Below are 26,555 nucleotides of genomic sequence, written 5' to 3' on the forward strand. Positions count from 1 at the left end.
CGCTCGACTTGCATGTGTTAGGCCTGCCGCCAGCGTTCAATCTGAGCCATGATCAAACTCTTCAATTAAAAAGTTTTATGTCTTTCGACAGCTCAATGAATTCTGAATTTATTTTAATATCTTTCGATATTGAATTGACTGTGCCGAATAATTACCGAAATAACTATTCTGTTGGTCACTCAGTTTTCAATTGAGACTCTAATTTGTTTGCCTCGCTACCTAAGTAGGTTGGCTGTTAGAACTCAATCTGTACGAGTGCCCACACAGATGATTGCTTTATATTGTTAAAGAACGTTTTGAGTCGCTTTAGCGTCTCAAGGGATGCGAATAATACACCCTTTATTTTTCGAGTCAACACTTTGTTTTAAACTTTCTTTTTGGAAGATTTAAAACCGAAGTTTCATTTAACTCTCTGAGTTGTTCGTGCCTCGCTATGCGTTGGCGTTTCCCGTCTCAGTGGGGTCGCATTATAGGGAGCGGCGAATTTTACGCAAGCGTTATTTACACAAAAGAGTAATTAAAATTAAGCCCCAAGCAAGCACACACGATAAGCACAAGTTACCCACAAAATGCTGTTGATAACTCTTACTTTTACATAGTTAAACATTGCTAAAGCTTTTAATTAATACCCTAAAAATGCAAAAAGCACCTTATGTAGGTGCTTCTTAAAAGTAATAGGTATAAAAATCTAATATAAAATACTATATAACTTGCGACGATATTTTGCTGCGAGGGCATCACCATCGGGTAAAGAAGCAATAATGGCTAAAAAGCTTAGTTTTGCTTCATTGAAATTCAGATCTTTTTGCAGCACTGTAAATAGTATATCCAATGCTTCTTCTTTTCTGCCTGCTTCATTGAGTAAAATACTGAGCTCTTCTTTTAATTCTAGGTCATTTGGGTACTTTTCTACTTGTTGTTGCTTTTCTTTAATCTCTGGTGAGTCTTTTGCTTCAAGCGCAGCTTCGCATTTTGCTTTTATATTATTAAAGTAAGCATCTTGCTCTTGTGCATCTATAGTATTTATAAGCGCTTGGGCTTCATCTACCTTGTGAATTTGAATACATATGTCTGCAAGCACTAATTTGATGCGTGCATTGCCGTTGTCTATTTCATAAGCTTGCTTTGCATAATTAAATGCAGCATTTAAATCTGACTTTAATAACGCCTGTTTTGCTTGCTCTAACAGTAAGTCTTGTTGCGCAGGTAAATGCTTTGCTAGGGCTTCGCGTATTTGTGCCTCACTTTGAACACCTGCAAGCAAATCTACTGGTGCAGAGTCTTTTAATAATACAAGCGTAGGCAGTGTTTGGAGACCAACTTGTTGCGCAAGTTGAGAAGCGAGTGCTTGCTCTGTATCGCAATCTAGGTTTGCTACTACTATATAGCCTGCATATTCAGCCGCTACTTTATCTAAAATTGCAGCTTGTCCGATGCAGTCAGGACTTTGAGGGGAGAAAAAGTTAAGCAACACCAATTTTTGCTGTGATGTTTCACCGAGTACTTGTTGAAGGTTTTGCGCATTAATACTAACTATGTTGCTCATTGAATTGATTGCCATATTCATCTATTTAGGTTTTTATATGGTGGTGAACATAATAATTACAAGTCATATACCTAAATCACTCGGTATACATATTCAACAATGAGGGAAAACATGAAATTAACTTACCTAAGTGCAGCACTTTTATTAGCAAGTCCATTTGTACAGGCAAATGGACTCGATTTGAATTTAGGCAAAACCATGCCAGCTATTGAAAAGTTTTACCTCGATTTACACCAATCGCCAGAGCTTTCTTATCACGAACAAGAAACAGGTAATAAAATAGCGGATAAATTAACTCGGCTGGGTTTTAAAGTAACAAGTGATGTAGGTGGCTTTGGTGTTGTCGGCATTTACAAAAACGGAAACGGTCCAACCGTAATGATCCGTACTGACACCGATGGCTTACCTATTATAGAGCAGACAGGAAAGTCCTATGCCTCAAAAGTTAAAGTAATAGACGAGCATGGTGCGAAAGTAGGTGTAATGCACGGTTGTGGCCACGATATTCATATGAGCTCTTTTATTGGTACTGCTGAGCAATTGATAGTACACAAATCTCAATGGAAAGGCACTCTGATGATGGTTGCACAGCCTGCCGAAGAAGTTGGTGGGGGTGCTAAAGCTATGTTAAATGAAGGGCTATTTAGTAAATATGAAAAACCTGATCATATAATTGCTTTGCATGTAAGTGCTAGCGTCCCCGCTGGTAAGGTATCAATGAAAAATGAATACACTATGGCAAGTGTAGATTCTGTTGATATTACAATAAAAGGTAAAGGTGGTCATGGTGCTTATCCGCATACAACTATAGACCCTGTGATTATAGCTGCACGCACAGTACTTGCTCTGCAAACAATCACAAGCCGAGAACTTTCACCGCTTGAGCCTTCTGTTATTACAGTGGGGTCTATTCATGGTGGCTCAAAACATAATGTAATTTCGGATGAAGTAAAACTACAACTTACTCTCAGAAGCTATAACCCAAATGTTAGAAATGCTCAAATAACAGCAATAAAACGAATCACGGCAGGTATTGCACAAAGCTCTGGATTGGATGAATCAAACTACCCTGTAGTATATGTACATGAAGATGAATCTATTCCATCTACTTATAATAACCCTGCACAGACAGATATTGTTAGACACTCTATTGCCAGCGCAATTGGTGATACTAATGTGCTTGAAACACAAGCTGTAATGGCGGGTGAAGATTTTGGCCTATACGGACGCACCGATGAAAATATCCCTATTACCTTATTTTGGCTAGGAGGCGTAAACCAAGCACAATATGCAGATTCGATAAAAACAGGTGAAGTACTCCCTTCCCTACACTCTAGTAAATTTGCACCAGATTACAAAGTTGCCATTCCTACCGGAATAAAAGCAATGAGTAACGCTGCTGTTGGTTTATTTAATAAGTAACCTAAATTCTGGATAATAAATCTATCTCAAGCAGCTATTTTCAGCGCTAACTGCGTTGAACTATTTGCAATAGGCCAGTCAGGTTAAGTAATACCAATTCAACATTAAGCAATATCGTTTAATAAAATAGCTCTGTAGTTAACAAGCAACAGAGCTTTTTTTATAACTCGACTTTTTAAAGGTCGCTTTTCCACCTCGTTTAGCAAAACGTTTTTTAGGTGAGATTTTTGGCAACCTTGCAAATGCATTGTTATCACAGTTTGCTGCTAATTGTACAAACCCATTTAGATCAGCCAGTAACGGTTGCAAAAATTGCTGATAACTCATTACTTGCTGCGCAATATCACCTAAACTCGATTCCCACTTTGCGGTTAAATCAGGACTCGCTAAACCTTGCGGTAATACGCTAATAAGTGCAAGCCCTGTTTCGGTCGCTCTAATTGACTTACCTTCACGCTTTAAAAAACGCCGTTTAAATAGCAACTCAATTATTCCCGCACGTGTTGCCTCCGTACCTAAACCATCTGTGTCTTTTAATACTTTTTTAATTTGTGGATCTTTAACGTAACGGCTAATGCCCGTCATCGCAGCCAATAATGTAGCATCGGTAAAATAAGCAGGGGGTGATGTATGCTTTTCGACTACTTCGCCTTGCTCACAAAAAAGAGACATACCTTTTGTTAAAGGAGGTAACGTAGCTTCATCTTTTAGTTCAGACTTACCCATTAATACCTTAAAGCCTAAGCTTACATCTTGTTTTGCATTTGCTTTAAATAATCCGCCAGCAATTGTTATCTCTGCTTTAGTTTCGTTATATATATAGTCGGGATAAAACTGAATTAAGTAATGGCGGCTTATTAATTGATATACCTTCGCTTCGTCACCGCTCAAACTCGCTGACTTTAACTGTTTAGCTGTTGGCACAATGGCATGATGCGCAGCCACTTTTGAATCGTTAAAACATTTACTACGCTTTTTTACATCAGCCCCATTTACTAATTCACTACTTTGACCACCATTAGCAATTATTGCCTTAAAAATAGCGGATGCTTCTTGATGGTGATCTTTGGGTAAATAACGATTATCTGAACGCGGGTAAGTTATTAATTTATGTCGTTCATAAAGTATTTGGCAAATATCTAACACTTTTTGAGCAGGCATGCCAAATGCTTTAGCTGCATCTATTTGCAGAGCAGATAAATTATAAGGTAATGGAGCACTTTGCTTTTTTTGTTTTTGCTCAAGTGCCGTAAGCTCAGCATTTTGCTTTGTAATACGTGATGCAACATTTTCTGCAAGTGCTTTATTAAGTATTCGCCCTTCTTCATCTTGGTGTGGCTCACATGCTTTACTAGGGATCCACTTAGCAGCGAAAGGTTGATTATCTGGAGTAAGCAAATGCGCTAATACATCGTAAAAAGGCCTAGACACAAAGTGTGCTATTTCGTTATCTCTATTAACAACAAGACCTAGAATAGGGGTTTGTACTCGCCCTACCGAAAGTACATTACCAAACCCTGCTTTTTGCCCTGCTAACGTATATGCACGCGTTAAATTCATACCAAATAGCCAATCAGCACGGGAGCGCGCTAAGGCAGATACACTTAACGGAATAAAATCTCGATTAGAGCGCATAGTACCCAGTGATTTTTTTACTGCGGACAAATTTAAATCACTAATGAGTAAACGTTGCGTACTCTGCTTTTTAGCCTGACTTATTTTGGCTTCTTCTATTACTTGATCGACTAGTAGCTGGCCTTCACGGTCTGGATCGCCAGCGTGAATAAGTTGCGAGGCCTGTTTAATTAATTTTTTTAAAACAGTGAGCTGTTTGCGAGTTTTGGTTTTGGCTTTTAACTTCCACTGTTCAGGTATTATAGGTAAGTGTTCAAACTGCCATTTTTTAAAGCACTCATCATAGTCATCGGGTTCTGCTTGTTCTAGCAAATGCCCAATACACCACGATACACAATCGCCATTAGCGACTTCTATATAACCATCATGTTTTTTATGTGGTTTTGGTAAGGCATCAGCAATTGCTCTGCCTAGTGATGGTTTTTCTGCAATGTAGAGTTTCATGGGAGTCGCTCACTCACTGTTTATATAAACAGTAGTTTAGCACAGCTATTTTGAAGGTGGGGAGTTTTCTATTTTTGACCTTACACTACCTTGCTTAGTGAAAAGGATAATTAAAGGTAAATAGCATACAACCACCGTGGCAATATTGATAAATGGCATTAGGGTCTGATAAATAACGGTACTGTAAGCTAAATCCCACAAATGGCGATCAACTAATCGGAATAGTTGTAATATAGGTGCGCCAATAACAACTAGTTGCCCAATAACACATTGCCATAAATAAACTTTATCCTTTATACCCCAGTAAGCTATGAGTGCCATCCAAATAATATCTGTGATCGCCCAAACTAAATAACGATAAATATAAATGTCATCAAACGCTCGTAGGCTTGAAGCAGTTAGGTTACCAAAGAGGAAAAAAGCTGCGGTAAGTAATACAAATCGAAAGGCTAGGCGATCTTTAAATACAAAAAATATAAAAATAGCCGGACTTAGCATTAAAACCCAGCTTTTGCTTAAAATACTAACAATATATAAAAACCATTCAGGCAAAATACTCTGCCCTATTTTGTTTTTTTATCGTCATCAGTACCATCACCATTACCCGGCATGTCGCAATATTTATTGATTATTTTCACAGGCACTCCATTACATATGTTAAGGAAATGTACTGTAAGCTAAAATGATGAAATTGCCAAGATACTTAAGGCAATTAAGTACCTTAAATTAAAACAAACATAGTGAAATATAACACAAGCAATAACTTAGCGCACATCAATAGGAGCAGACTCTTTAGCCTTACCTTGCAGGATTGATATTTCTACCCGACGGTTTCTTCGGCGATCTTCATTTGAATCGTTTGGAACAAGTGGACGAGTATCAGCGCGCCCTACTACCATCATCCGATTTTTATCAAACCCTTGCACTGTTTGCAGTTCGCTTGCTACTGCTACAGCACGCTTTGACGATAAGTCCCAATTATTAATATATAACTCATTTGAAACCTGAAAATCGTCGGTATGTCCCGAAACAGTAATTTCACCAGGTACATCCTTTAACAGCACACCAATATCTTGAATAATAGGTTTAAACTTAGGTTGTAAAAACGCACTCCCTGAGGGAAATGAACCATTTTCACGAATACGAATAATAATTTGCTGCCCTAAAGATTCAAGCTCTATTGCACCATCTATAATTTGCTTTTCAAGCTGCTGCGCTATTTTTTTAACAAGCTCGTTAGTTTGTTCCTGATCGGCAGCTGAAGTTGCTTGCTCTGACGATTGTTCTTGCGATGTGCTACGAGATTCCCCCCCTCGTTTATCTCCTCGCTGCTCTTGCCTACCACCAGCGGAGCTTTCATCACCTGCTTGAAATTCAAGCATTTGCTGGGTCATTTCTACAGTTTGTTGCTGAATGGTTTCTATTGGGGTTGGTTCTGGTTTACCTGGAGTAAACTCCATGGCAATAACAGAGGTACCTTTGGGGATATCTTTTACTTCAATTTTATTCTGTACACCAAAAGCAAACTTCATTGAGCCTGCTATTTGTTTAAATTTAAGTACATCCATTTCTGAAAACGCAAGCAAGAGTACAAAGAAGCACATTAATAATGACATTAAATCGGCAAAAGTTCCCATCCATGCAGGTAAGCCTGGTGGTGGACATTTGCACTCTTGATCAGACATAGTTACTCCTCGGTATCTACTTTGCGCTTAGATTCAGCTAAGTAATTTTTCAAAATACCTTCGATTACTTTTGGATTTTGACCATCTTGAATACCTAAAATAGCATCTAAAATTAAACGTTGATTCATAGCTTCTTCGTCTTTACGCAGTTCAAGTTTTACCTGAATTGGGATTGCTACAACATTAGCTAAAAACGCGCCATATAAAGTTGTTAATAGTGCTACCGCCATTGCCGGGCCAATTGCTTTTGGGTCATCCATGTTAGATAACATTGCAACTAAGCCAATTAGGGTGCCAATCATTCCCATTGCTGGTGCTATATCGGCTAATGACTTAAATAAACCTGCGCCCATTTCATGGCGAGTCGTGGTTAGAGAAATATCTTTTTGAAGTGTAGCGCGAACTACATCTGCATCATGTCCGTCAACAAGCATGTCGACGCCTTTGCGCATAAATGGATTTGGGATTTCAGCTTCTTCGAGTGCTAAAAAGCCTCCTTTACGAGCTGAATCAGCAAGCTCTACAGCTTTTTCAATAAGTTCTTCTGGCGTTTCAATTTTAAACATAAACGCTTTAGCAACAACTTTACCTATCCCCAAAAATTGCGACATGGTGAAGTTTGATAAAACAATAAAGAGCGAACCACCAAATACAATTACACTTGAAGGGGCATCGGCAAACATAGCCATTTCGCCGCTACTACTCATAAACATAGACATGACAATTAAGCCAATTGCGCCTAGGATCCCAATTATGGTTGCTAAATCCACATATCCTCCAGAAGTTTCATGCTTAATGGCCTTATCATAAACTTTTATTATTAACTGCTTATCGGCAACATATTGAATTGCTTAAGCCATTTTTATAAATAAACATAAAAAGCAGCCTTTAGCACTATCTTAGATCAAGTTATAGAGGCTACCTAATTATCAATTGATTTATTAAATCAACAGACCGCTATTAAGGCTTTATTAATGCACTTGAAATATAATTTAACGTGATAAAGGTAAAAAACCAATATCATCCTTTGACCTAGTTTAGCATTCCCCCTAAAATTGACCCCTAAATTTATTATGTAAGCTGAAATAAAGATGGCGACTAAAAAACCTGAAAACTTAAGTTTCGAACAAGCACTAGAAGAATTATCTACAATCGTTAGTGACATGGAACAAGGTGACTTATCGCTTGAGCAATCGTTAAAGCAATTTGAGCGTGGAATTGCATTAGCAAGTGCTTCATCAGGGAAATTACAGCAAGCAGAGCAAAAAGTATCAATTTTGATGGGGAATGGCGAAAAGTCAGTACTTACAAATTTTGATAGTGATATGGAATAGCTGTGAGCATAAAAAATCATATTGAACGTGCTCAAAAAGATGTAGTAGCAACTTTACAACTGCATTTTAAACAGCCTCTCGATACAGAAGAAACTGTAAAGAACGCCACCCAGTATGGATTATTTAATGGGGGTAAAAGATTACGTCCATTTTTAGTTTATGCCACAGGTAAAATGCTAGGCGCAAACCAACAAGACTTAAACGTACTTGCTGCTGCAATTGAGTGCATTCATAGCTATTCGTTAGTTCATGACGACTTACCTGCAATGGACGATGACGATTTACGTCGCGGACGCCCTACTTGTCACATAGAATTTGGCGAGGCAAACGCAATTTTAGCCGGTGATGCTCTACAAACTCTTGCCTTTGAGCTTATTGCAAATCACAAATTTGAATGCTCATCACAAACACAAGTAAAAATGATTGCACAATTAGCCCAAGCATCAGGTCTACAAGGTATGGTTGGCGGACAAGGCCTCGATATAGCTGCTACGGATAAAGTAATTACCGTACAAGAGCTTGAGCGAATACATAAACTAAAAACTGGGGCTCTAATTAATTGCGCAATTACACTTGGTGCACTGTGCAGTGAAAAGGCAGATCAACAAACCTTAGAAAACTTAAGTGTTTTTGGGTATGCTATAGGGCTAGCATTTCAAGTACACGACGACATTTTAGATGTTGAAGGCGATACGGTTACTTTAGGTAAGCCGCAAGGCTCCGATATTGCCGCGAATAAAGCGACATATCCGGCGTTATTAGGTATGCTAGGCGCTAAAGTAAAGGCGCAGAATTTAATACAACAAGCCCATGAAGCGTTGGCAAATATAGATGCTGACACAACACTTCTTGCGTCGCTAGCAAATTATCTAATTGAGCGTGACCACTAATTTTTGCTCATACGTATTGCAATTAGCACTGACATTATTACCCAACATTAATTATTCGTAATAGCTTTGAATCAAATTAATGTTAGCGAAGGATATAAATAAAACCATGACACTTGATAGTAGCAAGTATCCATTACTTAATTTGGTTGACGAGCCAGCCCAATTGCGCGACTTAGCGCAAGACAAACTCCCTGCATTTAGCAATGAGCTGCGCGATTATTTACTCAACTCAGTATCGCAAAGTAGCGGTCATCTAGCTTCTGGTTTAGGGACGGTTGAACTAACCGTTGCGCTGCATTATGTTTATAACACTCCAGATGATCGCCTAGTTTGGGATGTGGGTCATCAAGCTTATCCGCATAAAATCCTTACTGGTCGTCGCGACCAAATGCACACTATTCGCCAAAAAGACGGTTTGCACCCTTTTCCTTTTCGTGATGAAAGCCAATACGATACGTTTAGCGTAGGCCATTCGAGCACCTCTATTTCAGCTGCTTTAGGTATGTCTATTGCCGCACAAAAAGAAGGTAAAGGTCGAAAGTCTGTAGCCATTATTGGTGATGGAGCTATAACCGCAGGCATGGCATTTGAAGCAATGAATCATTTAGGTGATGTAAAATCAGACATGCTTATTATTTTAAATGATAACGAAATGTCGATTTCTGAAAATGTTGGCGCATTAACAAATCACTTTGCTCGAATTTTATCAGGTAGCTTTTATACAAACATTCGTGAAGGTAGTAAAAAGTTACTCTCAGGAGTGCCTCCGGTAAAGCAACTTGCCAGTAAAATGGAAGAGCACATTAAAGGTATGATGATCCCGGGTACCTTCTTTGAAGAATTAGGCCTAAATTACATTGGTCCCATTGATGGTCACGATGTAAACATGCTTGTTGATACGCTGCGTAATATGCGTAATTTAAAAGGCCCACAGCTTTTACATATAAAAACGCAAAAAGGTAAGGGCTACAAACCGGCTGAAGCCGATCCTATTGGCTACCATGGTGTACCAAAATTCGATCCGAGCACAACTAGTCTTCCTAAATCTAAACCTAGTGCTGCTACTTTTTCAAAAGTATTCGGCGATTGGTTATGCGATATGGCCGAACAAGACAGCAAGTTAATGGCTATCACGCCTGCAATGCGCGAAGGTTCAGGCATGGTACGTTTTTCTAAAGAGCATCCAGATCAATACTTTGATGTAGCTATTGCTGAACAGCATGCCGTTACTTTAGCCGCTGGCTTTGCCTGTGAAGGTTTAAAACCTGTTGTTGCTATTTACTCAAGCTTTTTACAACGTGCGTATGACCAATTAATACATGATGTTGCACTGCAAAACTTACCTGTATTATTTGCCATTGACCGCGCAGGTATTGTTGGAGCCGACGGTGAAACTCATCAAGGTGCGTACGATTTAAGCTTTATGCGCTGCATTCCAAATATGATAATTATGGCACCAAGCGATACCAACGAATGCCGCCAAATGCTTTACACCGGTTATAAAGCAAACTGCCCTGTTGCAGTTCGTTACCCTCGAGGTAGTGCAGGTACTGCAGACATTGAAAGCACTATGCAACTACTTGAAATAGGTAAGGCGGATACAATTAAGGAAGGCAGTAAAATTGCCATTTTATCGTTCGGTACATTACTTGAAAATGCACAGCTTGCTGCAGATGAATTAGATGCAACGCTTGTTAATATGCGTTTTATTAAACCACTTGATACTGCACTTTTAAATGAGCTTGCAACTAGCCACGATGTAATTGTTACGCTTGAAGATAATGCGATTGCTGGCGGTGCCGGCTCTGCAGTTAACGAATTTTTAGCAACGCTAAAAGCTAATATTAATATCCTTAACTTAGGTATTCCTGATGAGTTTATTAAACACGGCACCCAAGATGAAATGCACAATGAAATGGGACTAGGCGAGCAAGGTATATTAACTGCTATTAAAGCATTTATAAATTAACTTCCTATACATCTAAAGTTCAGCACATTAAAAAAGGAGCCTAGGCTCCTTTTTTAATGTCAAATATTGCTCATCAGCGCATCCACACTTTAATATCAGCTAAACCATTACTTTGTAAAATACCCAATTGTTGATCAACGTTAGAATTTTGTTCAAACTCAAATGCATCAAGCTGATCATCAAACGTAATGTTTGCAACACCATCACCACCGCGCTTTTTAACTTGGTGCAGTGAAATATCCGCTAGGTTAATAGATGTCTCCCAACTAATTACCTGCCCACCTAGAAGTGGTAACGGATAGAATGACCACCCAATTGAAGCTGTAATATTAGTTGTTTTTCCATTTGGTAATTGGAATGAATTAGCCGCGATTACTTTACAAAGATCCGCTGCGTAGCTGTCTATTTTATTACATTTGAAGTCACGTAATAATAATAAAAACTCATCACCACTCCAACGCGCCACATAGTCAGAGCCCTGCGTACGTGAATTTAATAATGCAGCCATTTGTTGTAAGCAGCTATCACCAGCAATTGGGCCGTAGGCATCGTTAATACGACTGAAGTTATCAAAGTTAATAATTACCAGCACCAGTGACTTGCCTTGTGCCTGCAGCGATTGTGAATTACGTTGAAAGTGTTCAATATCTTTAGGGAGTTGATCAAACAAAAAGCGACGACTACGAAGCCCTGTTAGCTCATCTGAGTGACTAACTAATTTAAGCTGTGAATTCACTTGGCCTAATTTATCATTAGCTTGACGAAGCTCTAGGGTACGCTCGGTGATCAAGCCCTCTAATGCTTCTTGTTTTCTGCGCTCTTGCGCTCTAAACACCCAAAAAATGAGATAAAAAAGCAAAATAAAGCCACTGGTAATTAAAAGCCTAAAGTAAATGGTTTCATCAAAGCGCTCAGGCACTACAAAACCGTACTCTACCTCTTGTGCTTTAGCCCAGTCTTCACCCTGGCGTTTTGCTTCTAATTGAAACAAAAACGAACCTGGAGGTAAGTTAGTATAAATAGCTTCACGTCGAGTATTAGCATAGCGCCAGTCACTATCTAAGCCACTTAGTTTATATCTAAATTCAATACTGTTTGGTGCATAGTAATCAATAGCAGTGTAAGTAAGCGTTATATCACGTTCGTCTGTCTCTAATGATGGTTTTTTACCAAGTGCAGCGGTGGTTAAATGACGAAGTGGTGTTGTTATTGTTTCAATTGTTGGCTTTAATGCCAGCACGCCAAATAGCTCTACATTTTTAGGGATTTCAACAACACCTTGTAAGCTTGGATACCAAATAGAATTGCCAGTGTCAGCTACTGCATCATGCCCTAGTCCACTACAACATTGATTCGCTTTACCATCGAGTTGGCGGTCAAAAGATGAAATTACTTCTTCAACTTTTAAGCTTTTTATCTCTGTTTTAAATTGCGCTACAGGCATTCTGTAAACACCTTTCATGGTGCTTACCCAAACATGTTTTAACTTTTCATCATATTCTAGGCTGAATATAGAACCATACGGTAAACCATTAGCTGCATCGAGTTGGCGCCACTGCCCTTGTGTACTTCTGTAAAAAAGCCCATCGTTAAGAGAGCCAATTAAAATACCCACGCCATCTATATGTAGCACGCTAGTTACGTATGCACTTTCAAGTGTTGTTTGGTCACCAATTTTTTCAATGCCACGGTCTGTAAAGTAATATGCGCCTTTACTAGTACCAATCACACCAAAATTTGTTTTATCCAATACGTAGGTAATAAACTTACTACCTAAAAAAGCGTTATATGCAAAAGGTGTTAAACCAGCATAATTTAATCGGTATAAACCACGTCCTGTACCAATCCAAAAACCGCCTTTACTAGAGCGACTTATTGCAAATACCGGGTTATCGCGAAGCGCTCGACCAGGGACTGTATAGAGTGTCTTGTTTTCAAAAACAAATAAGCCGCGCCCAGTGGCTATATATAATCGCTCACCGTCAAATTGGAGATCGTGTACTGACGCGTATCCATATTTACTACTTGGAACTAAATTAATAAAACTTTTATCTAAATCGAAATAACCAATGCCACTTTTGTTAGCAACCCACAGTTTTCCATCGGGAGCTTGGCTAATAGCCATAACAGATTCGGTCATATTTGAAACTGCTGAATGCCTTTCTACTCGCCCTTCGTGGGCAAGCCATAAGCCTTCACTAAAACTTGCTAACCAAACGTTATTTTTATCATCTCTAAAAATATCAGCAAACCATATGCTTTGATCAAGTTGGCTTGGCTCTACCCATTGCCACTCACCAGTTTTATCTCTGAACAATAACCGCCCGTAAGTTGAGACCCACAACCCACCATCGGTATCACTCATAAACTTATAAACGGCTGAGTTATTTGCATTAGGTAAAGGAAAAGGTCTTAGTTCGTCATCTAAATCTAAAAAGTATGCACCTAGCTCAGAGGCTATATACAAATTACCATTTAAGAATGATAAATCGTGCACTATGGTTTGCGCTAAGCGCTCTGGTAACGATATTTTAGCGGTAAGTTCTAAACGTAGTTTAGAAAAATCAGATGAATTTTTTGTAAGGCGTAATAAATGACGATCGTTAACCAGCCAAATACCTTCAGGAGAGAGTGCCATTTGGCTAACAGAGCCAACAATTTGGGTAATTACGGTAGCATTTACAATAGGTAGGGGTCCATTTACTTGAGTGCGTAAATCAACTTGCCCTCTATCTACATAGTACAAACCATTGGCTGCAATCCATATGCTGCCTTTAGAGTCCTCAAGAATATCTCTTACTGGACCTTTAATATTAAACTCTTGCGCTGCAAATGTGGCTGGATTAATAACTACTAAACCACTTTTGGTACCCACCCACAACAAACCACTTGAATCGACTAAAAGTTTATTAATACCATTACTAGGCAAGAATGGGCTATTCTGCGTATTGTAGTTTGTAAATGTTGTACCATCAAAACGACTTAAGCCAAACTGAGTACCAAGCCACATATATCCTTGCTGGTCTTGTACTACGCTTTTAAGCGATTGCGAAGGTAAACCATCTTTTATATTCCATTGCTTAACTACGTAATCAGTAATTGAAGCCCAACTTGGTGTCGCGCACAACATCAGTACACAAACCAGTAAAAATCGCATCATATTGCTGCCACCTAGTTAAACAAATCAAATATAAAAAATTAAAAGGGTAGTAAACCCACTTTTATTAACGCCTGTAAGCATATAAGCGAAAAAATGCCCGCTAGTATATCGTCGGCCATAATACCTAAACCACCATGTACTCGCTTATCTAGCATACGGATTGGGCCAGGTTTAGCTATATCAAAAAAGCGAAATAACAAAAAACCCACGAGTAATGTTTGCCAGCTAAGTGCTGCGCCAATCATTGTAATGTAATAACCCGCCACTTCATCCCATACAATAGCAGGATGGTCATGTACGCCTAAATCATCAGCTGTTTTACCACACGCCCATATACCAAATATACTGATCACTACAGCAAACACAATTTGCAGCCATAGTGGATAATACATAGTCATAAAAATAAATGGCAGTGCAGCAAATGTACCAAATGTACCAGGTGCTTTAGGGGCTAACCCAGTACCAAAGCCCAGACCAAAAAACTGATGTGGACGCTTTAAATTAAACTTTCGGTTTTTGTTCAAACCAGCTCCTTTGCAAAATGCTCAAAACCTTGCTGCTTAAAATCAAACTTTTCACCGTTGTGTAAAAGCTCAATTTGGCCATCGCCACTTTTAATTTGGCCTATGCATGTTGCATCTACGCCATACTGACGTAGTTTTATATCTAACATACTTTTATTACTATCAGGTACAGTAAAAATTAATTCGTAATCATCACCGTAACTGAGAATAAATGGAAGCTGCTGATTAAAATCAAGGCTTGCTTGCATTGCATCTGAGGTCGGAATGCTTTCAATGTTCACCACAGCGTTTACTTGCGACATATCTAGTATATGACTTAGATCTGCGATTAAACCGTCCGATACATCAATAGCGGATGATGCAAGGCCTCGTAACACCTGCCCTGCAGCAACTCGTGGTGTTGGAAAGTCAAAGCGTTTATTTAAGTACTTTAAATGCTCTGGCTCAATATTTATACCTTGCTTGCGAGATTCAATTGCAAGTCCAGCATCACCTAGCGGACCCGTAACATAAATCCAATCACCTACTTTTGCACCACTACGGCGAAGTGCAGTACCTTCTGGAACAGTCCCTTTAGCACAAATAGTAATAGTTAATGGACCTTGTGTGGTATCGCCACCTATAATTTGCACATTAAAGTACTCAGCAATTTCATGCATGCCTTCAGTAAACTCTTCAATCCACTGTGGGTCAATACTTGGCAAAGTTAACGCAACTGAAACCCATGTTGGCTCAGCGCCCATTGCCGCTAAGTCACTTAAGTTAACAGCAAGCGCTCTGTGACCTAATGCTCGAGGGGAAATATCATCGAAAAAGTGTACGCCAGCAACAAGAGTGTCTGTTGTAACGGCAAGTTGGCAGTTTTGTGGAACGGTTACTAAAGCGCAATCATCCCCTATACCTAGGTTTACATCACGACGGGTGATCCCGCGACCTTTAAAGTAGCGGTTAATTAATTCAAATTCCTTCATACACAAAAAAGCCGGCCTATGCCGGCTCCCCTCTTTAACGGTTACTTACTTGCGTAAATGCTTAACAGCTTTATCAAGTACACCGTTTACAAATTTATGACTATCTTCAGCGCCAAATATTTTGGCCAGCTCAATACCTTCGTTGATAGCAACCTTGTAAGGTACATCGTCACGGAACTTAAGTTCATAGCTGCTTAAACGTAAAATTGCGCGCTCAACCATATCTAAGTCATTAAACGGACGTGTTAAATGTGGTGATACAGCTTCATCTAGTTGCTTGTAATTTACAGCAACCCCTGTCGCTAAATCTTTAAAGTATTCAACATCTATTTTAGTAACGTCTGTCTCGATCAACATTTGTTGTTCGATATCGGCAATTAGATTGCCACTTATTTGCCAAGAATAAACGGCTTGGAGTGCTAAGATACGTGCTTTACGTCTTGCTGCTGGTTTCACAAAAATTCCTTAAACTTAAATTTTATCTAACACATTAACCATTTCAAGCGCGCCTAAAGCAGCTTCGCCGCCTTTGTTGCCCATTTTGGTGCCAGCACGCTCAATTGCTTGTTCAATGCTTTCTGTGGTTAATACGCCAAATGCAACCGGGATATCATACTCAAGTGATACTTGCGCAAGACCTTTGTTTGATTCGCCAGCAACTAGGTCAAAGTGTGGTGTCCCACCTCTGATCACTACGCCTAATGCGATGATTGCATCATACTCTTTTTTTGCCGCAACGCGTTTAGCCGCTAAAGGTAATTCTACCGCGCCTGGTACATAAATAACGGTAATGTCGTCATCAGATACGCCACCAGTGCGTTTTAGCTCATCAACAGCACCTGCAAGGAGACTGCTACCAATAAAGTCATTAAAACGAGAAATGACAATGGCAAACTTCTTGCCTGGAGCGTACTTATTACCTTCAATAATTTTCATTTGATAACCCTAAAAATAAGTTCAAGCGGTTGCGATTGCGCAAAAATTGCTGCGCATCATACCATAAAAATAAAATAATAGACTAGTTAAAAGCAGAGCGCTTATTGCGGCTCAACGTAATCAACAACTTCTAAATGAAAGCCCGAAAGTGCATGGTACTTTTTAGGCCGACTCATTAATCGCATTTGTTTAATTCCAAGATCTGCAAGTATTTGCGAGCCTACGCCAACAGTACGCGATGTACCTTTAAATTTACGTGGCGTAACACTTTCGCCAGCATCAGCTGCTGCGAATGCTTTTACAGTCGCCTCTAATTCTTCAGTGCTTTCTTGTTTACCTAAAATAACTAAAGCACCTTTGTTTTTAGCAATATAAGCCATTGCTTCTGAAAGGCCCCAACTACGGTCAGCACTTCTATCTGAAAGTAGAATATCGTTAAAGGTACTTTGCAAATGTACACGTACATTTGTCGGCTCTTGCTCTTTTATATCGCCTTTAAGCAAAACGTAATGTAATTGGCCGTCAATTGTGTCTTTGTAAGTAACTAAATCAAATTTACCGTGAATAGTTGGTAACTTACATTTTGCAACTTGCTCAATTGTTGTTTCGTTTAAGTTACGGTATTCGATTAAATCAGCAATAGTACCAATTTTAATACCGTGCTCTTTCGCAAAAACTTCTAAATCAGGGCGTCGTGCCATAGTGCCATCGGCATTAAGTATTTCAACAATAACAGATGATGCTTCAAGCCCAGCTAAACGCGCTAAATCACAACCTGCTTCAGTGTGTCCTGCACGAGTTAACACGCCACCAGGTTGTGCCATAATAGGAAAAATATGACCAGGCTGAACAATATCACTTGGGACTGCGCCTTTAGCTATAGCCGCTTGTACTGTACGCGCTCTATCTGCAGCTGAAATACCGGTTGTAACACCTTTTGATGCTTCTATCGACATTGTAAAGTTAGTCGAAAATGCAGCACCATTGTTTTTAACCATTAACGGTAAATCAAGTTGCTCGCAACGCTCTTGCGTCATGGTTAAACATATTAAACCACGGCCATGAGTGGCCATAAAGTTAATCGCTTCTGCGCTAATATGCTCAGCAGCTATTATTAAATCGCCTTCATTTTCTCTATCTTCATCATCCATTAAAATAACCATTTTACCGGCTTTAATATCATCGATGATTTCTTGCGCGCTGTGTAAATTCATAAATTTGCTCGTGTAAGTTGTCAGTTTCGTTATTTAATAAAACCCGCTTTAGCGAGTAAGCTCATCGAAATATCAGAGCCCGTTGGTTGCTCTGCACCCTTTATAAGGCGCTCTAAATAACGTGCAATTTGATCGACTTCTAAATTAACTTGGGTACCTACTTTAAAATGAGCAATTGTGGTTTGCTCACTCGTGTGTGGGACAATTGTTAATTTGAATTTATTGCCCTCTACAGCGTTTACTGTCAGGCTTATACCATCAATACATACCGAACCTTTGTACGGAATGTATTTCATTAAACTTTCTTCGGTTGTAAGCCAATATTCTGTTGCTCGAGCGTTTGCTGTAATGCTTGTAATAGTTGCTATGCCATCAACATGGCCAGACACTAAATGACCGCCCAAACGCGATACAGGTTGCATGGCTTTTTCAAGATTCACCGTTTGCCCTAAAGCATAGTGAGCAAAACCGGTTAAACCAATCGTCTCGTTAGATAAATCAGCACTAAAACCGTCAATATGTTTATCAACTACGGTTAAGCAAACGCCATTGGTTGCAATGCTGTCGCCTAGCTTTACGTCTTTCATATCAAGATCAGCACTTTGGATACGAATGGCTAAGTCGCCTTGTTTTTTTTGTAATAAAGCAATTTTGCCTGTGGCTTCTATTATCCCAGTAAACATAGCGCTACTCTTTTTTATTAAGTGATTTTAATGAGTTTTTAACGCGGTGATACGTAAATCGTCACCAATGCGCGCACATTCATTAAATGTTAAATCAACGGTGTTTTGCATACTCGTCAATTCAGGAAAATTAACTAAACTTTTTGCATCATGACCCATGAGTTTAGGCGCTAAATAAAAAACAAACTCATCTATTAAATCAAGCTCTGTCATTTTACCAGCAAGTGTTGCCCCAGCTTCAAGCCAAACATTATTAAACTCTAGTTGCCCAAGCTTTTCTAAAACAGCCTGCAAATCAACTTTGCCATTGCTTTCACATACTTCAATATGTTTTACAAAATGCGGCCATTGCAATGATTTATCAACCTTAGTCGTAAATATTATTACATCACTTTGGATTTTAAATAAAGCAAGGTTGGGCGTTAAACGGTTTTGAGAGTCAATTATAACACGCACGGGCTGGCGAAGCGGTAAATTGGTAGGTAGCGTGCAAGGCAACTCGCTTAGTCGCACATTAAGTTTAGCATCGTCTACTAACACGGTATCGGCACCAGTTAAAATAGCGCAACTTTTCGCTCGGTATAATTGTACGTCTTGGCGAGCCGCTGGACTTGTGATCCACTTACTTTGTCCATTTTTAAGCGCTGTTTTACCATCTATACTTGCTGCCATTTTACAGGTCACATAAGGTAAGCCTTGCTCCATTCGCTTAAAAAAGCCAACGTTAAGTGCGCGTGCTTGTGATTCAAGTAATCCATAAGCAACTTCAATACCGGCATCGCTCAGTATTTTAAGGCCTTTGCCCGCAACCTGTGGGTTTGTATCAACCATAGCGGCAATTACTTTTACAACGCCCGCCTTTTTTAAGCCTTCAGCACACGGTGGCGTACGCCCATAATGACTACAAGGTTCAAGCGTTACATAAGCCGTTGCACCTTGTGTATTATTACCCGCTATTGCCAGTGCATTTACTTCTGCATGGCCTTGACCTGCTAATTGATGAAAACCCTCGCCAATTATTTGATTATTCTTAACTAATACACAGCCAACATTAGGGTTAGGCGTGGTAGTAAACTCGCCTTTTTTGGCAAGTTCTATGGCGCGTGCCATATACATTTCGTCATGTTCGGTAAAAGTAGTTTGGCTTTGCATTGTTATACCAATTGCGTTAAATAAGTGATCTATTATAGCGCTAAGAAAATAGCGTAATAACAAGGCGAAAATTATGACATATAGCTATTCTATATAAATAATTTTTAACGCAGTGAGTGCGCTATTTAATGCGATAGAATGATCATGTTTCATAAAATTGGTATTACTCCCCTAAGCGGGCAATCTCTTCGCCAAATTCGCGTATATCTTCAAACGAGCGATAAACAGAGGCAAATCTTACGTACGCTACTTTATCGAGCTTTTTGAGGGCTTCCATAATACATTCACCCACCAAATGGCTTGAAATTTCTCGCTCGCCCGTTGCGCGTAGTTGCGATTTTATTATATTCACTACTTCATCTACTTGCTCTGTGCTCACTGGGCGCTTTTCGAGTGCGCGATTTAAGCCATTTAATAATTTATCTTCGTTAAATGGTTCACGGCTGCCGTCTTGTTTAATAACACGAGGCATGACCAGTTCAGCGCCTTCAAATGTAGTAAAGCGCTCGTGGCAGTCGTTACACTCACGACGCCTGCGAACTTGATGGCCTCCGCCAACAAGGCGTGAATCAATAACTTTAGTATCTTTTGCGGTACAAAATGGACAATGCATAACTCGGTACTTCCGTTTTAAAACAAAAAAGACCGCTAAATAGCAGTCTTTTATCTTAGCAAAAAATTAGGGCCTGTTGTGCTCTAAATTACTGCTGCTTATGCAATTAAGCGTAAACAGGTAATTTTGCACAAATTGCTTTAACTTTTTCTTTAACTTGCGCCTGTACAGATTCATCAGTGATGTTATCTAGTACGTCACAAATCCAGCCAGCAAGCTCTTTTGATTCTGCTTCTTTAAAACCACGGCGAGTAATTGCAGGAGAACCAATACGCAAACCAGATGTTACAAACGGTGAACGTGGATCGTTTGGCACTGAGTTTTTATTAACTGTGATGTTAGCGTTACCAAGGGCTGCGTCTGCATCTTTACCAGTAATATCTTTGTCGATTAAATCGAGTAAGAATAAGTGGTTTTCAGTTTTGTCAGATACGATTTTGTAGCCACGTTCTTGCATAACTGCGACCATTGCTTTTGCGTTTTTAACAACTTGTGTTTGGTATACTTTAAACTCTGGTTGAAGTGCTTCTTTAAATGCCACTGCTTTTGCTGCAATAACATGACATAAAGGACCGCCTTGGCCACCAGGGAAAACAGCGCTGTTAAGCTTTTTGTAGATTGCTTCGTCGCCACATGCAGAAATAATCAAACCACCACGAGGGCCTGCAAGTGTTTTATGCGTAGTTGTAGTTACAACGTGTGCATGAGGAACTGGGCTTGGGTAAACGCCTGCCGCAATTAAACCCGCAACGTGAGCCATATCAACAAACAGATAAGCACCGATTTTGTCAGCAATTTCACGGAATTTAGCCCAATCAACAATACCTGAGTACGCTGAGAAACCACCAATGATCATTTTTGGTTTGTGCTCAAGTGCTAGTGCTTCAACTTGTGCATAATCAATTTCGCCCGTAGCTTCATCTAGTCCGTATTGGATTGCGTTGTAAAGCTTACCAGAAAAACTTACGTGAGAACCGTGAGTTAAGTGACCACCATGAGCTAAGCTCATACCTAGTACAGTATCGCCAGCATCTAATAATGCTAGAAAAACAGCTGCATTTGCTTGCGAACCAGCATGTGGCTGTACGTTAGCGTAGTCAGAACCAAATAATTCGTTAGCACGGTCAATTGCTAATTGCTCAACAACATCTACATGCTCACAACCGCCATAATAACGTTTGCCAGGGTAACCTTCTGCGTATTTGTTTGTAAGCTGTGAACCCTGCGCTTCTAGTACGCGTGGGCTACAGTAGTTTTCTGAAGCGATTAGTTCGATATGCTCTTCTTGGCGAGCAGTTTCTTTGGTTATCGCGTCAAATAACTCTGGATCAAAATCCGAAATATTCATGCTACGTTCTAACATTGGGGTCTCCTAGGGCAACGTGTATGGTGTTTTTTAGAGGCTTTATTGTACGCTTTAAACGACTCTTTGCCTACGCTCTTAAGTTGAGGATATTTAAACAGGGATTGAAACTATTTCACAGCCCTTTTAAGATGATATTTTTTTATAAAGCCATAATAATTTTAAATGAATTATATTTACTACATTTAATTAGTAAATATAACTAAATGTATTCATCCGTTTAAAGTTATAAAAAAAGCGGCTCAAGCCGCTTTTTCTTGTAATTTAACTTAGCCTAGTTTATCAAGTATTTCGGTACGTAACGCGTCGTAATCGGCGTTCATATCGCTTGCTAGGCATGGTTTTGCTAGTGCATCAGCAAGTGGTTTTGGCATACCTAATTCAATATTTAGAATACCCTCTACGCTTTCTTTAAACTTAGCAGGATGAGCGGTCGCTAAAAAGATACCCGCGGCACCAGGTGCACGATTTTCAACAAGACCTTGGTAAGCAATAGCAGTATGAGGCTCTGCAATATAGCCAGTTTGTTGAATTTTTTTCATCACGGCTTGCGTGTCTTGCTCGTTTACGCTTGTTGAATAAAAATTATCGTAGCTAAACCAGTTATTATCTAACATTGTTTGTACACGCGGCCAATTGTTTGGCTTACTTACATCCATCGCATTTGAAAGCGACTCAAGTGTTGCATTTGGCGTCCAGTTTTTATCAAGCATAAAGCGCGGCACAGTATCGTTTTGGTTTGTTGTTGCGCTTAATTTACCTACAGGTAAACCAATAACCGCACCAATCATTGCGGCGCACACATTACCAAAGTTACCACTAGGCACTGATATATGCGCTGTTGCGCGTTTTTCTTTCGGTAACTGTGCAATGGCTTCAAAGTAGTAACAAACCTGAGCAACTAAACGGCTAATATTAATTGAGTTAGCTGAGTTAAGCCCAAGTGTTGATTTAACTTCTTCATCTAAAAAGGCATTTTTAACTAGCTCTTGGCAATCATCAAAGCTGCCCTCAACTGCATAACAATGAATATTGTTACCTAGCGTAGTAAATAGCTTTTGCTGAGCAAGTGAAATTTTGCCTTTAGGGTATAAAATTACTACGTCGATATTTGGTTTATTGTAAAAAGCATGCGCTACAGCTGCACCGGTATCGCCCGATGTTGCTGTTAAAATAGTTACTTTTTCATCTTTATTAAACTGCGTTAAACACTCTGCCATAAAGCGACCACCAAAGTCTTTAAACGCAAGTGTAGGACCATGAAACAGCTCTAAACAGTATGTGTTATCTTGTACTTCCACCAGCTTAACGGGAAAGTTAAATGCATTTTTAACCATTTGTGCCACAGTATCGCTTGGTAGCTCATCTCCAATTAGGTGAGATAATATTTTGCCGCTGCGCGTAACAAAGTCCATATCAAGCAATGCATCAACATCGGACAGTGGGGCTAGTGATTCTGGAAAAAATACACCTTGGTTACGACCCAAACCTGTTTTTACGGCTTCAACGAACGACACTTTTTGTGAGCTATCTTTTAAATTATGTAATTGCATGACTACCTATCCTATAAAACTGTTAGTTGACGCGTGCCGTCGTTATCTAATTTACAAATGTGGCAAAAGCCTTGCTCGTTAATGTAATTGGTTTCTAACCACTGCGCGCATTGCTGTGCAGCTTCAAGTGTTTTACATACGCTAAACAAGGTGGGTCCTGCGCCCGAAATACTGACTATTTCAGCGCCCAGCGCTGGCAAGCTTGCTTTGGCTTCACTAAAACCTTTAATAAGCGGTGCGCGGTAAGGTTCTGCTATTTCATCTTTCATTATGCTTAGCGCATCGTCAAAACGATTAGTTAACAGCAAGCTACTAAATGCCGATAAACGCTGAGCAAACTCAACACTTGCATGCATGCTCAACTCTTTTGGTAAAACAGAGCGCGCTTTTGCGGTATTAAGCGAAAAACCAGGAAACGCAGCAACGTAGTACCAGTTTTCATCAACAGGCAGTGTAATTGATTTATCAGGAATTAAATCACCAGTTAACTGCAAACCACCTAAATAACATGGTGTGATGTTGTCGTAATGACGACCGCCGCTTACTACAGCTTCAAAGTCAGCCATCAGTTCAATAAGCTCAACCTGACTTAAATTAGTTTTTGCAAACTTATCAAGGGCAGCAAAAGTAGCCACAACCGAACACGCACTAGAGCCAAGTCCAGATCCAATTGGTAAGTTCTTTTTAAGCTCGAGCTTTACGCTTGGCATATTAGGCGCAACATGCGCTCTAAAATGCACTAAGCACTGGTACGCTAAATTTTCATTAGCATCACTTGGTAACTTGTGAGCGTACTCGCCTGTGCAAATAAATTCGTCGCTTGGTGCTGCGCTTACAACGGCTACATCGCCTAATAAACTGCCATCAATTGGCGCAAGCGCTGCGCCAAGTGCATCAAAACCTACAGCAAAATTACCAATAGACGCCGGAGCATATACTTCAATCATAACGATCTCCTAGCGCGATAACGTTTTTAAAATATCAGCAAATACACCTGCGGCTGTTACTTCTGAGCCAGCGCCATAACCACGAATTACAAACGGACGTGGCTGATAATATTGGCTTAAAATAGCCAGCGCGTTTTCACCATCACGAATGACACTAAGTGCATGTTTGGCATCTACTGCTTCAATACCTACTTTACAGTGGCCTTCTTTAATTGTGCCTACATAGCGAAGTACTTTGCCTTCACTAGCAGCACTTTGAATAAGCTTGTTAAAATCAGCATCTAAGCTTGGTAGTTTTGCCATAAACTCATCAACGCTATCGCCCTGTGCAAAACCTGGTGGTAATACAGACTCAACTTCAATATCGCTTAACTCTAATTTCATACCGGCTTCGCGAGCAATGATCAATAACTTACGTGCTACATCGGTACCCGATAAATCATCACGAGGATCGGGCTCAGTAAAACCGCTTTCTTTGGCTTTAATAGTTGCCTCAGAAAGTGATAAACCATCTTGAAGTGCGCCAAACATATACGAAAGTGAACCTGATAAAATACCGCTAAACTCTAATAACTCATCACCCGCACCAAATAATGACTGTAAGTTGTCGATTACTGGTAAGCCTGCACCTACGTTTGTTTCGTATAAAAATTTACGATTATTCTTTTGCGTTGCTGCAATTAAATCTTGGTAATACGTGTATGAGCTTGTTGTTGCTTTTTTATTGGCAGCAACCACATGAAAACCTGCATTTAAAAAGTCTACATACTGCGCAGCAAGTGCATCCGACGACGTACAATCAACAAGTACAGGATTTACTAAATGATTTTGCTTAACAAACTGCTCTACTAGTTTTAAATCAAATGCCTGCTCAGATGAGGCCAATTTTTGCTGCCAATCGCCAAAAGCAATACCTTCACTATCTAGGTGTAATTGACGAGAGTTAGCAACACCATACAAGTTAAGTTTAATATTACGTTTTTCAAGCCACGCTTGCTGACGCTCAAGCTGATTAATAAGCTCTTGCCCTACTAAGCCACAACCTAGTAAAAACACATCAATTGACGGCACATGCGTGAAAAAGTTTTCATGGCATATTTTCACGGCGTCGTTACATAACTCACCATCAATTACCGCAGAAATAGCACTTTCTGTAGAATCCTGTGCAATTGCCACAATATTTACTTGAGCTTGTGCAAGAGATGCAAAAAACTTAGCCGCTAAGCCACGGTGCGCGCGCATGTTATCGCCCACTAAAGTAACAATGGCTAAATTGCGCTGCACTTGTACAGGCTCAATAAGCCCTGCTTGTAACTCAAGCTCAAATGCAGTTTGTAGCGCGTCAAGTGCAAGTGCTAGGTCTGTTTCGTGCACACAAAAGCTAATGCTAAACTCGCATGATGACTGAGTGATTAATACAATTGATACGTTATCGTGAGCAAGCGCGTTAAATACCTTAGACGCCATACCTACTTTGCCTTTCATGCCTGGCCCTGAAACAGTTAACATTGCAAGGTCTTGTAGGCTCGAAAGCGCTTTTACTGGCTCATCTGATGAATAATCGTTACCAATTAATGAGCCTTGTGCGTCTGGGTTATGCGTATTTTTAATTTCGCACGGCACGCCCGCTTTAGCACATGGTAAAATTGTTTTAGGGTGAAGTACTTTTGCACCAAAGTAAGAAAGCTCCATCGCTTCTTTATAAGATAAAAAATCTACTTTAGTCGCTTTTTTAATATAACGAGGATCAGCACTGTATACACCATCAACGTCTGTCCAAATTTGGCAAATTTCAGCTTCTAAACATGCTGCTGCAATTGCTGCTGAGTAATCTGAGCCATTACGACCAAGCGTTGTAAGCTCACCTTTATCATTACTCGCTGTAAAACCAGGCATGATATAAATAGTTGCAGGGCTTTCTTTAAGCACAGCTTGAAAGCGCGCTTTACTTGTTACTAAATCAGCCTCTGCATCAATGTAGCCACCCGTTGAAGCAATACAGCTGGTTGCTTCTAAGTATCTTGCATCATGCGAGCTCAATAAAGCCTGCATTAAAGAAACGCTCACGCGCTCTCCAAAGCTAATCACAAATGCGCGAACCTGATCAGGGCAACACTGTATAAGTGACACGCCATCTAGTTTATTTTTAAGCTCGCCTAAGTTTGGCCAACTTGTAACTACACCACCACTTTTTTCAACGTCAGCTTTTAAACCTTCACAGCGGCTAACCAATGCTTGCCATTGTTGCGAAAAGTCTGAGCCTTGCTCTGCGGCACTTGCAAGTGCAACTAGCGAATCGGTCATTCCACCGGGAGCAGAAAGTACCAATAACATTTCATCTTTTAATTGTGCTTTAACTAGCTGAGCTACCTGTTGTAAGCATGCATAGTCGGCAAGCGAAGACCCACCAAATTTTAAAACTCGCATTATTTATGTTCCTCATCCCATAAAACGAAAAAAGGCCTGTGTTCTAAGTGAACACAGGCCTTTAAATTTGTTGCACCGACCTATGCC

Annotated in this window: 22 protein-coding genes and 1 rRNA gene; 4 read left to right on the top strand and 19 right to left on the bottom strand. The window is 39.9% G+C overall.

The features are described 5' to 3' along the window. Positions 1–68 (bottom strand): 16S ribosomal RNA (locus I6E80_RS17395); the annotation flags it as partial. A gap of 620 nt (positions 69–688) precedes the next feature. Further along, positions 689–1,546, bottom strand: coding sequence for a tetratricopeptide repeat protein (locus I6E80_RS17400; RefSeq protein WP_197186085.1), 858 nt, complete (start codon positions 1,544–1,546; stop codon positions 689–691). A gap of 111 nt (positions 1,547–1,657) precedes the next feature. Between I6E80_RS17400 and I6E80_RS17405 the strand changes: the two genes are divergently transcribed. Beyond that, complete coding sequence (locus I6E80_RS17405; protein ID WP_024599841.1) at positions 1,658–2,968, top strand: M20 family metallopeptidase; 1,311 nt, start codon at positions 1,658–1,660, stop codon at positions 2,966–2,968. 138 nt (positions 2,969–3,106) lie between these two features. Here I6E80_RS17405 and I6E80_RS17410 read toward each other — a convergent pair whose 3' ends face one another. The 4 genes from I6E80_RS17410 to pomA all read right to left on the bottom strand — a co-directional run bounded on the left by I6E80_RS17410 (position 3,107) and on the right by pomA (position 7,502). Further along, positions 3,107–5,047, bottom strand: a complete 1,941-nt coding sequence (locus tag I6E80_RS17410; RefSeq protein ID WP_197186086.1) for a DNA topoisomerase III — start codon at positions 5,045–5,047, stop codon at positions 3,107–3,109. A gap of 45 nt (positions 5,048–5,092) precedes the next feature. Then, entirely contained in the window at positions 5,093–5,599 is a 507-nt protein-coding gene (locus I6E80_RS17415; protein ID WP_024599855.1) for a hypothetical protein, read from the bottom strand. A gap of 212 nt (positions 5,600–5,811) precedes the next feature. Then, entirely contained in the window at positions 5,812–6,732 is a 921-nt protein-coding gene (locus I6E80_RS17420; protein WP_024597196.1) for a flagellar motor protein MotB, read from the bottom strand. Between the two features lie 2 nt (positions 6,733–6,734). Further along, complete coding sequence (gene pomA, locus I6E80_RS17425; RefSeq protein ID WP_024597197.1) at positions 6,735–7,502, bottom strand: flagellar motor protein PomA; 768 nt, start codon at positions 7,500–7,502, stop codon at positions 6,735–6,737. Between the two features lie 321 nt (positions 7,503–7,823). Here pomA and I6E80_RS17430 point away from each other — a divergent pair, with 321 nt between their 5' ends. From I6E80_RS17430 to dxs, 3 genes are all read left to right on the top strand, one after another. Then, a complete protein-coding gene (locus I6E80_RS17430; protein ID WP_024599856.1) occupies positions 7,824–8,066 on the top strand; it encodes an exodeoxyribonuclease VII small subunit in 243 nt (80 codons plus the stop codon). 2 nt (positions 8,067–8,068) lie between these two features. After that, positions 8,069–8,956 carry a (2E,6E)-farnesyl diphosphate synthase gene (ispA, locus tag I6E80_RS17435; protein ID WP_024599857.1) on the top strand — a complete coding sequence of 296 codons (888 nt, stop codon included), beginning with the start codon at positions 8,069–8,071 and terminating at the stop codon, positions 8,954–8,956. Positions 8,957–9,062: 106 nt separating this feature from the next. Next, the gene (gene dxs / locus I6E80_RS17440) at positions 9,063–10,925 is read left to right on the top strand and encodes a 1-deoxy-D-xylulose-5-phosphate synthase (protein ID WP_197186087.1); all 1,863 of its coding nucleotides are present in this window, start codon (positions 9,063–9,065) and stop codon (positions 10,923–10,925) included. A 73-nt stretch (positions 10,926–10,998) separates the two neighbouring features. On the opposite strand, the gene I6E80_RS17445 is transcribed toward dxs, so the two are convergent. From I6E80_RS17445 to thrA, 13 genes are all read right to left on the bottom strand, one after another. Then, entirely contained in the window at positions 10,999–14,085 is a 3,087-nt protein-coding gene (locus I6E80_RS17445) for a ligand-binding sensor domain-containing diguanylate cyclase (RefSeq protein ID WP_024599859.1), read from the bottom strand. A gap of 38 nt (positions 14,086–14,123) precedes the next feature. Further along, positions 14,124–14,609: a phosphatidylglycerophosphatase A gene (locus tag I6E80_RS17450; protein WP_024599860.1), complete on the bottom strand. Its 486-nt coding sequence runs from the start codon at positions 14,607–14,609 to the stop codon at positions 14,124–14,126. Next, positions 14,606–15,580 (bottom strand): thiamine-phosphate kinase, encoded by a 975-nt coding sequence (gene thiL, locus I6E80_RS17455; protein WP_024599861.1) that lies wholly within the window; start codon positions 15,578–15,580, stop codon positions 14,606–14,608. The genes I6E80_RS17450 and thiL overlap by 4 nt, the downstream gene beginning before the upstream one ends. A gap of 45 nt (positions 15,581–15,625) precedes the next feature. Beyond that, on the bottom strand, positions 15,626–16,036 hold the full coding sequence (gene nusB / locus I6E80_RS17460; protein ID WP_024599862.1) for a transcription antitermination factor NusB: 411 nt from the start codon (positions 16,034–16,036) through the stop codon (positions 15,626–15,628). A gap of 15 nt (positions 16,037–16,051) precedes the next feature. After that, the gene (gene ribE / locus I6E80_RS17465) at positions 16,052–16,516 is read right to left on the bottom strand and encodes a 6,7-dimethyl-8-ribityllumazine synthase (protein ID WP_002961753.1); all 465 of its coding nucleotides are present in this window, start codon (positions 16,514–16,516) and stop codon (positions 16,052–16,054) included. A gap of 101 nt (positions 16,517–16,617) precedes the next feature. Then, positions 16,618–17,730, bottom strand: a complete 1,113-nt coding sequence (ribBA, locus tag I6E80_RS17470; RefSeq protein WP_024599863.1) for a bifunctional 3,4-dihydroxy-2-butanone-4-phosphate synthase/GTP cyclohydrolase II — start codon at positions 17,728–17,730, stop codon at positions 16,618–16,620. Between the two features lie 29 nt (positions 17,731–17,759). Further along, positions 17,760–18,413 (bottom strand): riboflavin synthase, encoded by a 654-nt coding sequence (locus I6E80_RS17475; protein WP_024599864.1) that lies wholly within the window; start codon positions 18,411–18,413, stop codon positions 17,760–17,762. A 27-nt stretch (positions 18,414–18,440) separates the two neighbouring features. Further along, on the bottom strand, positions 18,441–19,565 hold the full coding sequence (ribD, locus tag I6E80_RS17480) for a bifunctional diaminohydroxyphosphoribosylaminopyrimidine deaminase/5-amino-6-(5-phosphoribosylamino)uracil reductase RibD (RefSeq protein WP_197186088.1): 1,125 nt from the start codon (positions 19,563–19,565) through the stop codon (positions 18,441–18,443). Between the two features lie 163 nt (positions 19,566–19,728). After that, positions 19,729–20,178 carry a transcriptional regulator NrdR gene (nrdR, locus tag I6E80_RS17485; protein ID WP_002961761.1) on the bottom strand — a complete coding sequence of 150 codons (450 nt, stop codon included), beginning with the start codon at positions 20,176–20,178 and terminating at the stop codon, positions 19,729–19,731. Positions 20,179–20,284: 106 nt separating this feature from the next. Then, positions 20,285–21,541, bottom strand: coding sequence for a serine hydroxymethyltransferase (glyA, locus tag I6E80_RS17490; RefSeq protein WP_024599866.1), 1,257 nt, complete (start codon positions 21,539–21,541; stop codon positions 20,285–20,287). A 269-nt stretch (positions 21,542–21,810) separates the two neighbouring features. Continuing rightward, positions 21,811–23,094, bottom strand: a complete 1,284-nt coding sequence (gene thrC / locus I6E80_RS17495; protein WP_024599868.1) for a threonine synthase — start codon at positions 23,092–23,094, stop codon at positions 21,811–21,813. 11 nt (positions 23,095–23,105) lie between these two features. Beyond that, positions 23,106–24,041 carry a homoserine kinase gene (gene thrB / locus I6E80_RS17500; RefSeq protein WP_024599869.1) on the bottom strand — a complete coding sequence of 312 codons (936 nt, stop codon included), beginning with the start codon at positions 24,039–24,041 and terminating at the stop codon, positions 23,106–23,108. A gap of 9 nt (positions 24,042–24,050) precedes the next feature. Continuing rightward, positions 24,051–26,468 (bottom strand): bifunctional aspartate kinase/homoserine dehydrogenase I, encoded by a 2,418-nt coding sequence (thrA, locus tag I6E80_RS17505; protein WP_197186089.1) that lies wholly within the window; start codon positions 26,466–26,468, stop codon positions 24,051–24,053. Between the last annotated feature and the right edge of the window lie 87 nt (positions 26,469–26,555).

Source organism: Pseudoalteromonas sp. NSLLW218 (genome assembly GCF_015864775.1).
Lineage (GTDB): Bacteria > Pseudomonadota > Gammaproteobacteria > Enterobacterales > Alteromonadaceae > Pseudoalteromonas.

Bases quoted from the DNA above. Each gene is read 5' to 3' on its own strand.
- I6E80_RS17400 (WP_197186085.1), bottom strand. From the start codon at position 1,546: ATGAGCAACATAGTTAGTATTAATGCGCAAAACCTTCAACAAGTACTC.
- I6E80_RS17405 (WP_024599841.1), top strand. From the start codon at position 1,658: ATGAAATTAACTTACCTAAGTGCAGCACTTTTATTAGCAAGTCCATTT.
- I6E80_RS17410 (WP_197186086.1), bottom strand. From the start codon at position 5,047: ATGAAACTCTACATTGCAGAAAAACCATCACTAGGCAGAGCAATTGCT.
- I6E80_RS17420 (WP_024597196.1), bottom strand. From the start codon at position 6,732: ATGTCTGATCAAGAGTGCAAATGTCCACCACCAGGCTTACCTGCATGG.
- I6E80_RS17430 (WP_024599856.1), top strand. From the start codon at position 7,824: ATGGCGACTAAAAAACCTGAAAACTTAAGTTTCGAACAAGCACTAGAA.
- dxs (WP_197186087.1), top strand. From the start codon at position 9,063: ATGACACTTGATAGTAGCAAGTATCCATTACTTAATTTGGTTGACGAG.
- I6E80_RS17445 (WP_024599859.1), bottom strand. From the start codon at position 14,085: ATGATGCGATTTTTACTGGTTTGTGTACTGATGTTGTGCGCGACACCA.
- thiL (WP_024599861.1), bottom strand. From the start codon at position 15,580: ATGAAGGAATTTGAATTAATTAACCGCTACTTTAAAGGTCGCGGGATC.
- ribE (WP_002961753.1), bottom strand. From the start codon at position 16,516: ATGAAAATTATTGAAGGTAATAAGTACGCTCCAGGCAAGAAGTTTGCC.
- ribBA (WP_024599863.1), bottom strand. From the start codon at position 17,730: ATGAATTTACACAGCGCGCAAGAAATCATCGATGATATTAAAGCCGGT.
- I6E80_RS17475 (WP_024599864.1), bottom strand. From the start codon at position 18,413: ATGTTTACTGGGATAATAGAAGCCACAGGCAAAATTGCTTTATTACAA.
- ribD (WP_197186088.1), bottom strand. From the start codon at position 19,565: ATGCAAAGCCAAACTACTTTTACCGAACATGACGAAATGTATATGGCA.
- nrdR (WP_002961761.1), bottom strand. From the start codon at position 20,178: ATGCATTGTCCATTTTGTACCGCAAAAGATACTAAAGTTATTGATTCA.
- glyA (WP_024599866.1), bottom strand. From the start codon at position 21,541: ATGTTAGAACGTAGCATGAATATTTCGGATTTTGATCCAGAGTTATTT.
- thrC (WP_024599868.1), bottom strand. From the start codon at position 23,094: ATGCAATTACATAATTTAAAAGATAGCTCACAAAAAGTGTCGTTCGTT.
- thrB (WP_024599869.1), bottom strand. From the start codon at position 24,041: ATGATTGAAGTATATGCTCCGGCGTCTATTGGTAATTTTGCTGTAGGT.
- thrA (WP_197186089.1), bottom strand. From the start codon at position 26,468: ATGCGAGTTTTAAAATTTGGTGGGTCTTCGCTTGCCGACTATGCATGC.